The organism is Snodgrassella alvi, assembly GCF_002777425.1.
Taxonomy (GTDB): Bacteria; Pseudomonadota; Gammaproteobacteria; order Burkholderiales; family Neisseriaceae; genus Snodgrassella; species Snodgrassella alvi_B.
The window spans coordinates 63,012-71,597 of the sequence record NZ_MDVC01000106.1 but is presented as its reverse complement, the minus strand read 5'-3'; the positions used below and the strand labels follow the sequence as shown (position 1 = coordinate 71,597).

The 8,586-nt window shown below is 45.8% G+C and carries 6 protein-coding genes; 1 reads left to right on the top strand and 5 read right to left on the bottom strand.

Annotated elements, in window-relative coordinates; genetic code table 11:
- Positions 1 to 152 precede the first annotated feature (152 nt).
- On the top strand, positions 153 to 566 hold the full coding sequence (locus tag BGI33_RS10195; RefSeq protein WP_100091070.1) for a DUF2628 domain-containing protein: 414 nt from the start codon (positions 153 to 155) through the stop codon (positions 564 to 566).
- A gap of 397 nt (positions 567 to 963) precedes the next feature.
- On the opposite strand, the gene BGI33_RS10190 is transcribed toward BGI33_RS10195, so the two are convergent.
- The 5 genes from BGI33_RS10190 to gabT all read right to left on the bottom strand — a co-directional run bounded on the left by BGI33_RS10190 (position 964) and on the right by gabT (position 8,202).
- Positions 964 to 2,343: an amino acid permease gene (locus BGI33_RS10190; RefSeq protein WP_100091069.1), complete on the bottom strand. Its 1,380-nt coding sequence runs from the start codon at positions 2,341 to 2,343 to the stop codon at positions 964 to 966.
- Between the two features lie 80 nt (positions 2,344 to 2,423).
- Complete coding sequence (gene kynU / locus BGI33_RS10185; protein WP_100091068.1) at positions 2,424 to 3,674, bottom strand: kynureninase; 1,251 nt, start codon at positions 3,672 to 3,674, stop codon at positions 2,424 to 2,426.
- 162 nt (positions 3,675 to 3,836) lie between these two features.
- Entirely contained in the window at positions 3,837 to 5,222 is a 1,386-nt protein-coding gene (locus tag BGI33_RS10180) for an amino acid permease (protein WP_218965189.1), read from the bottom strand.
- A 165-nt stretch (positions 5,223 to 5,387) separates the two neighbouring features.
- Entirely contained in the window at positions 5,388 to 6,845 is a 1,458-nt protein-coding gene (locus tag BGI33_RS10170) for an NAD-dependent succinate-semialdehyde dehydrogenase (RefSeq protein WP_100091065.1), read from the bottom strand.
- Positions 6,846 to 6,927: 82 nt separating this feature from the next.
- Entirely contained in the window at positions 6,928 to 8,202 is a 1,275-nt protein-coding gene (gene gabT, locus BGI33_RS10165; protein ID WP_100091064.1) for a 4-aminobutyrate--2-oxoglutarate transaminase, read from the bottom strand.
- Positions 8,203 to 8,586 lie beyond the last annotated feature (384 nt).

Here is an 8,586-nt window from a genome sequence, read left to right as displayed (position 1 = left end):
TTGATTAAATTATTTTAATATATTTATATTAATAAAATAGGTTAAAATAATAAATTGCGTTAAAAATTTGGATTTGATTTTTAAAAATATTATTTTTTGTTAAATATAATATTAGGATTTCTTTTTTTTAGTTGTATATTAAAAGGTCATTTATGGATAACAGTACGGAAAAAAAATATGATTTTTCCAGCATGGATCTTAAGCCAGTATGGCAGTTCAGATTCGAGTTTTTTGAAGAGAATGGTTTACCAAAATTAAAACCAACTGCTCAATACAAAGAAAATTTTAAAAAATTGCCGTTTTGGTCGCGCGCGAAGATAGGTGGGAATCTCTGGTCATTCTTTTTTGGTCCCTTATATTTTTTATGTCTGGGTATGTGGCGTAAAGCAATATCATTAATAATTTTCTTAACTTTAATTGATCTGATTTTTACAATATTCAATTTACCTGATGGAGGAATAGGAGCCTTTAATGCAGTGATGTGTGCACAGTTGGCCAATCCAGCCTATTATTTACATAGAGTAAAAAAATCCAAATCCTTTAATATATTTGAGGGATTATTTTAACAGCTTAAGCAATATTTTATTGATAACGGCTATCTGTCGTGTTCTTGGGAATGCGTTATTTAGCCGTTTTATTCATTGTCTATTTTGAAAAATATGAGTTTTGTTGACGATATTCATAAAGAAATCAAAAATTTATACTAACATATTTGTACTGGTAGAGTGTGCAGCATAGGTGTAATTAGTTAATTAGATTATGTAAATTGTATAAAATAAATTGTAGTATATCTTTTATGTTGTTGATTGAATTTTTGGTCTAATCTCAGACAATATTTGCCACTGCTAAATAAGCTGTTATTTATATTTGTTACGGTTAAATTCTGATATGGAAGTATGAAATAGCAGCTTCATGGCTGTTACTATTGAAGCTGCTATTGTATGCGATTAAGCATGGGCTTATTTATTTGCCTGTGCTTTTTTTATGATATGCCTGAATAATATACACTAGAATTAGAAATGCCAGAAAAGGAATGCCAAATAACAGGGTGGCATGGAATATTGGTGTAAACCAGGTAGTAATCATGATACTGATGATGGCAATCAGGCCGGCCAGAGTGATAAAGGGAAATCCTGGAACCCGGAATTTAAGGGTTTGTTGCTGCTGCCGCATGCGGATGCGAAAACACAGATGCGTTAGAAACACTGCGCCCCAGCTAAACAGCGCCCCAAACATGGATAGGGCTATCATGATGGGAAAGGCGGTTTCTGGATTAAACACATATACCAGTGCAGCCACAGCAATGCCTGCAGAAGACAAAGCCAGTGCATTGAGTGGTACGCCGTTGCTTTTTACTTTGCCAAATATTTGTGGTGCTTCGTGGGCACGGGACAGGCTGAACATCATGCGGGTGGCGATGTAGAGCATGCTGTTCATGGCTGAAAGTGCGGCTACAATGACAATAAAGTTAAGTATGCTGTCGGCAAAGGGTATCCCCACGTTTTGCATCACGGTAACAAACGGGCTGGTGCTGTTTTCTTGAATCAGCTCGCGCCACGGCACCAGCATAACAATCAAGCTGAGAGCTAGCAGGTAAAATATTAGTAGTCGCGCCAGTGTGCCCTTGAATGCTGTTTTTACTGCCTGCTCGGGATTGGTGGCTTCGCCTGCGGCTATGGCGATCATTTCGATACCCAGATAGCTGAATATGGAAATGATGACGCCAGTCCAGATACCGGAAAATCCATGCGGGGCAAAACCGCCGCTGAAAAGATTTTGTTCAATCCTGCTGATACTGCCTTGTGAGAGTAATACGCTTACCGCCAGCACGATGAATACTATAATGGCGAAAATCTTGATGGTGGAAAACCAGTATTCTACTGAACCGAATGCTTTGACACTATAGGCATTAACGCTAATCAGGCTACAGGAAAACAGGGCAATCCATATCCATGAGTTTACCTGCGGAAACCAGAATTTCATGTATTCGGCAATAGCGGTGACTTCTGTACCTACGGCCAGTACGATACACGCCCAATAGCTGTAACGTACCAGAAAGCCGGCCATTGGATGTAGATAGAATTCTGCGTAGGCACCAAAAGAACCGGAAGTAGGGTGTTGTACGGTCATTTCTGCCAGACATCCCATCAGCGCCAGTGCAATCAGGCCGCCCAGGGCATAGCTGATTATCACGGCCGGACCGGCAAAACCAATAGCAAATTTACTGCCTAGAAATAGTCCCGTACCAATGGCACCGCCAATGGCAATCATACTCATCTGGCTGGCAGACAGTTTTTTGTGTAACCCCGTTTCCCGCGACTGTATTCGCTCGAAATTACCCATCGTTTTTCCTTATGATGAGAAGCACAAGCCGAGCAGAATACTTATGCCCGGCCTGTAACTATTTGAGTTGAAAATGCAAATCAGGTTACCTGTCCGCGCGTATGAAACTGGGGTTGTGCCCATTCCTGATTGAGCAAAACCTGTTTCAGGTGTTGCACAGCCTGCCAGATATCGACGTGGCTCAGGTATAGCGGGGTTACGCCAAGACGGATAACTTCGGGTTCGCGGTAGTCACCTATCACGCCGCGGGCAATCAGTGCCTGAACGATGGCATAACCATGCGGATGGCGCAGGCTGACGTGGCTGCCACGCTGTGCATGCTCACGTGGGGTAATCAGGGTGAGGTCAAAGCCGGCACATTCCTGTTCGGTTAGCGCAATCAGTAAGTCGGTTAGTTGCAGGGATTTGCGCCGCAGGGCATGCATATCGGTCTGTAAAAAGATATCTATACCGCTTTCTATCAGACTCATGGAGACAATCGGCTGTGTGCCGCATAAATAGCGGCGTATGTTGTCGGCAGGCGTGTAGTTTACGGCCATATCGAAAGGTTTTGCATGCCCCCACCAGCCGGAAAGGGGCTGGCTGAATGCAGTCTGGTAGCGTTCATGTACCCACAACATGGCTGGTGCGCCGGGGCCACCATTCAGGTATTTATAGGTACAGCCAATGGCAAAATCGCTGTTACTGCCATTTAAGTCAATGGGTACGGCACCAATTGAGTGACACAGATCCCAGATGAGCAATGCGCCATGGGCGTGTACCAGTTCGTTGGTTGCGGCCATATCATGCAGGTAGCCAGTGCGGTAGTTGACATGCGAAAGCACTACCACGGCGGTGTGCTGGTTGATGCTGGTAGCTAGATCAGCAGGTGTATCGATTAAATGAAGCTGATAACCCTGATTAATCAGAGCCATAAAGCCTTCAATCATGTAAATATCGGTGGGGAAGGAATCGCGTTCGGCAATGATAACTTTACGATTATTATCATTATTCTGCTGAATGTGTACCGCAGCCGCCAGAACTTTAAATAAGTTGAGACTGGTGGTATCGGTAACCACGGTTTCATTTTCCTGTGCCCCAATCAGCTGACCGACTTTGTTGCCCAGCCGCACGGGTAAATCCCACCAGCCGGCCTTGTTCCAACTATTAATCAGGTCTGTGCCCCATTGCTGATTAATCACATTCTGTGCGCGTTCCGCTGCCTGTTTGGGTTTGGCGCCCAGAGAATTACCATCCAGATAAATGATGCCTTGTGGCAGTTCAAACTGGTCTTTGAGTGATGCCAGAGTGTCGGCGGCATCCCATTGCTGACATTGTTCTAGTGTAATCATTTTGCGCAGGTTGAGTTTGAAAAATAAATAGTGTACAGAATAGTTGCTTGATATGGAGAATAAATTTTAAATTAATTTATCCCAATGTTTACCTTAAGCTACCTTTGTGAATATATTGATATAAAATGATAACCTCAGTGTGGTGGATAGTAGTTGTTAGTTTTATTCTGCTCTGGTTATATTACTGCCCAATTTGCATGCCTGTGCCAGTATGCCCATAAGCAGAATGATGGCTGCCAGTATGCTGGTGTAAATCACTTCATGTTTATAGGTTCCCTCAATAACCATGGTGATGATGGAGGCGATAATCAGCCCGATAACAACGTAGGTTAGCCAAGGAAAGCACCACATTTTGTATGTCAGTGTCTGCCCCTGTTTTTCCAGTTTTTTGCGCAAAAATAGCTGTGAAAAGCTGATGGCCAGATAGACGTACAGGGCAATGGTGCCGGTGGCTGTCATCAGTAAATCATAAACGTTCATTCTGGCACTGGCAGTCAGATAAACGGCGAACAGGGTAAAGATACAGGAAATGAGTACGCCAATTTGCGGACTGCCGTTTTTCGCGGTATAGGCCATTATCCGGTGTGCGTCGCCACGCTTGGCCAATGAGTACAACATGCGCGAGCAGGTATACAGGGCTGAATTAAAGCAGCTTAATACGGAGGTGAGTACGATAAAATTGACGATATGACGAGCCTGAGGAATACCTAAAGAGGTTAATACTACGCTGTATGTGCCCCATGTGGGCTCGTTCAGGTGCGGGTCGTTGTAGGGAATCAGGCATACGGTGATGAAAATCGAGCCGACGTAAAACAGGATAATGCGCCAGACTACGGATTTGGTGGCTTTGCGGATTTCTGTTGCTGGATGGCTGGACTCTGCTGCGGCAACGGTCACGATTTCCGCACCAATATAGGCAAACATTACTCCCAGTAAGGCGGTGACAACTGAGGATACACCGTTGGGCATAAAGCCCTGACTGCTTAAATATGACCAGCCTTTGGCATCTGTCTGCCCCCAAGGCCATAAATGCATAATGGCCAGACTGCCCACAATCAGGAACAGAACGATGGCTATCACTTTGATTAGGGCAAACCAGAATTCAAATTCACCGTAATTTTTGACATCCATCAGGTTGATGATGACTAAGGCTATTGTTACTGCCAGCATATAGCCCCAGATGGGTATTATTGGGAACCAGTTATTAAGAATTTTACCGGCTACATACGCTTCCCAGCCCATGAGCAGTGCCCAGAAATACCAGTATAACCAGCCGATGCTGAAACCGGCCCAGCGGCCGATAGCAATATCGGCATAGGTAGAGAAAGAGCCACTGTCCGGATGGGCAACAGCCATTTCGCCGAGCATGCGCATAATCAACATAACCAGTATGCCGCCGGCGCCGTAGGCAAGAATCGCGGCTGGTCCGGCATGGTAGATTACTGGTCCAGAACCGATAAATAATGCGCCACCAATGACGCCAGCAATGGATATCATGGCTAAATGGCGTGTTTTAAGTCCGTTTTTGAGTGCGGATGATGTACTCAACGTGTTCCTCCTAAGTGGTAGTGAATGCCAGACTGGTAAGCTGGAATGCGCAGATTACAGTCGGCCACGGGCTCTCCTGATTTATGCAAAGCATTCAGGATTGTTTTACTCTTGCAGAAAAAAAGGTGGCAGCATCGTGTGTTGATGCCGCCTTAGATTCAGGAATTACTGGTCTATACCGGCCAGAAGTACATATTTGATTTCAAGGTAGTCTTCAATGCCGTATTTGGAGCCTTCGCGTCCAAGGCCAGACTGTTTAACGCCGCCAAATGGGGCTGCTTCATTCGAAAGCAGGCCGGTATTGATGGCCACCATGCCATAATCCAGATTTTCGCTGACACGCACAATCCGGCCGATGTCACGGCTATAGAAATAACTGGCCAGTCCAAATTCAGTATCATTAGCCCAGTTAACCACTTCTTCTTCGGTTTCAAAGCGGAATACTGCTGCCAGCGGGCCGAAGGTTTCTTCGCGGGCAACTTTCATCTGCTGCGTGACATTTTTCAGCAGGGTAGGCTGAAAGAACAGCTCACCGTGATGGTCTGCTGTCCCGCCGGTAACGATTTCTGCTCCTTTGCCAACGGCATCAGCAATATGCTCCTTAACCTTGCTGACTGCACTGGCGTCAATCAGAGGGCCAACGGTTACACCTTGTTCCAGCCCATTGCCGACTTTCAGTTTGGCAATGGCTTGTGCCAGTTTGGTGACAAACTGGTCATATATTGCACTTTGTACATATAAACGGTTGGCACAGACACAGGTTTGGCCGGCATTGCGGAATTTGGAAATCATTGCCCCTTCAACGGCAGCATCGATATCAGCATCGTTAAAGACAATAAAAGGTGCGTTACCACCGAGTTCCATAGAAACTTTTTTTACGGTGCTGGCACACTGGGCAATCAGTTTGCGGCCTACTTCGGTGGAACCGGTGAAGCTGAATTTTTTAACTCGGTCGTCTTCGGTTAATATCTTGCCGATTTCACTTGAGCTGCCGGTAATCACATTCACTACGCCGGCTGGAATACCAGCGCGCTGTGCCAGCTCTGCGATGGCCAGTGCCGATAAGGGAGTTTGTGAAGCAGGACGAATAACAAAAGTACAGCCAGCCGCCAGAGCTGGTGCAATCTTGCGCGTAATCATTGCATTGGGGAAGTTCCACGGGGTAATCGCTGCGCATACGCCAATTGGCTGTTTGAGCACCATAATCCGCTTGTCATTTGCCGGAGCAGGAATAGTATCGCCATAAATGCGTTTGGCTTCTTCTGCATACCATTCCAGATAGGAAGCGCCATAAGCAATTTCGCCTTTGGCCTCAGCTAGCGGCTTGCCCTGTTCTGAAGTCAGTATTATGCCCAGGTCTTCCTGATGTTGCATCATCAGTTCAAACCAGCGGCGCAGCAGATTACTGCGTTCTTTGGCTGATTTGGCCTGCCATGGTTTCAGAGCTGCATGAGCTGCGGCTACGGCACGTTCTGCTTCTACTGCACCCATTCGGGGTACATCGGCCAGATTGTCTCCGCTCGCCGGATTAGTCACTGAAATTACTGCGCCGTTGTCGGCGTTTACCCATTGACCATTTATATAGCACTGGGTCTTTAATAGTGCAGAATCATGCAATTGCATAGGTTTTTCCCAAAGTAACTAAAACACACACAACAGGCTGCCAGTAAACCAGTCTGTACTGGCAGCCTCAAGATACCGGATATTATTGAGCCTGACGTAGGGCTGCTTCAAGTATATCCAGTGCTTCGTCAAACACGTTGTCTTCGATGGTTAGCGGATACAGGCAGCGAATCACGTTATAGTACTGGCCGCATGTCAGAATCATCAAGCCGTTTTCCAGTGCCAGCTGCTGTACTTTTTTAGTCATCTCGGCATCTGGTTCGGCGCTGCCGGGTTTGACTAATTCAATGGCAACCATTGAGCCGGGGCCGCGTACTTCGGCAATTGCTGGAATAGTTTGTTTCAGGCCGTTGAAGCGTTCTTTCAGCCGGTTACCCAGAATATTAGCGCGTTCACACAGTTGTTCTTCTTCAATAACATCGATAACGGCATCGGCCGCAGCCAGCCCCAGCGGACTGCCGGCATAAGTGCCACCCAGACCACCAACAACAGGAGCGTTCATGATGGCTTCCTTGCCCACTACGCCAGACAGCGGGAAACCTCCGGCCAGAGATTTGGCAATGGTCATCAAATCAGGCTGCACACCAGTCAGCTCGGTAGCAAACAGTTTGCCGCTACGGGCAAAGCCTGATTGGATTTCATCAAAAATCAGGACGATTCCGTGTTCATCGGCTAGCTGGCGCAAGGCGCGCAGGAATTCGTTTGGTGTGACATTAAAGCCGCCTTCACCCTGTACCACTTCGATAATGATTGCCGCAACATCACTGGCGGCCAGATGGCATTTGAAAATATTGTGCAGTCCATGCAGCGCATCTTCTACACTGACACCATGCAGGGCATTGGGATAGGGTGCATGCACGATATCTGCCGGAAATGGCCCGAAATCGACTTTATAGGGTGCAATTTTGCCAGTTAAGGCCATGGTCAGGTTGGTACGTCCATGAAAAGCACCATTGAATGCAATCACGCCACGTCTTTTGGTATAGGCTCGTGCAATTTTAATGGCATTTTCAACCGCTTCAGCACCAGAGGTAACAAACATGGTGCGCTTGTCGCCGGCAATAGGGGCACGGGCATTGATTTTTTCCGCTACTTTGGCATACAGCTCATACGGTACGGTATTAAAGCAGGTATGCGAAAATTTCTGCAACTGGGTAGCCACTGCCTGTTGTACTTTCGGATGCAGGTGGCCGGTATTCAGAACGCCAATACCGCCAGCAAAGTCAATATAACGCTTGCCTTCAGGTGTCCAGAACTCGGCATTTTTGGCATGATCAATGTAAAAATCACACATAAAGCCGACACCACGCGGAGCGGCAGCCAGTTGACGTTGGCGGATGTTGCCTGTTTGATTCATAAATTCTCTCCAGAAAAATGTAGACCGGCCTGAGCAGGTATATCACGCATACCACCGGTATGATGTGCGTTGTAACAATATAATTAACTGGCTGAAATCAGTCAGTCAAGAGGGGGGATTGCATTATTCCGGCAAGTTACGGGATTAAATTTATGCTGTCAATCCAGTCAGATACTTCGCTGGCATGACTTATAAATAAAAATCTCATATTAATTGAAATAAAGTAATTTTTATGTAGTGAATATTGGCAAATTATATTGAAAATTACTATTAATAATTAATTTGATTGCTTAATTTATGCATATATTCTTATAAATACGGATTTTTAGTAGTTATTTGATTTTTCTTGCTTATGTTGATTTAATTATGCTGAAGTGGCTGACA

What these genes read in the sequence shown, in the direction of transcription:
- BGI33_RS10195 (WP_100091070.1), top strand. Translation starts at nt 153, where the DNA reads ATGGATAACAGTACGGAAAAAAAATATGATTTTTCCAGCATGGATCTT.
- BGI33_RS10190 (WP_100091069.1), bottom strand. Translation starts at nt 2,343, where the DNA reads ATGGGTAATTTCGAGCGAATACAGTCGCGGGAAACGGGGTTACACAAA.
- kynU (WP_100091068.1), bottom strand. Translation starts at nt 3,674, where the DNA reads ATGATTACACTAGAACAATGTCAGCAATGGGATGCCGCCGACACTCTG.
- BGI33_RS10170 (WP_100091065.1), bottom strand. Translation starts at nt 6,845, where the DNA reads ATGCAATTGCATGATTCTGCACTATTAAAGACCCAGTGCTATATAAAT.
- gabT (WP_100091064.1), bottom strand. Translation starts at nt 8,202, where the DNA reads ATGAATCAAACAGGCAACATCCGCCAACGTCAACTGGCTGCCGCTCCG.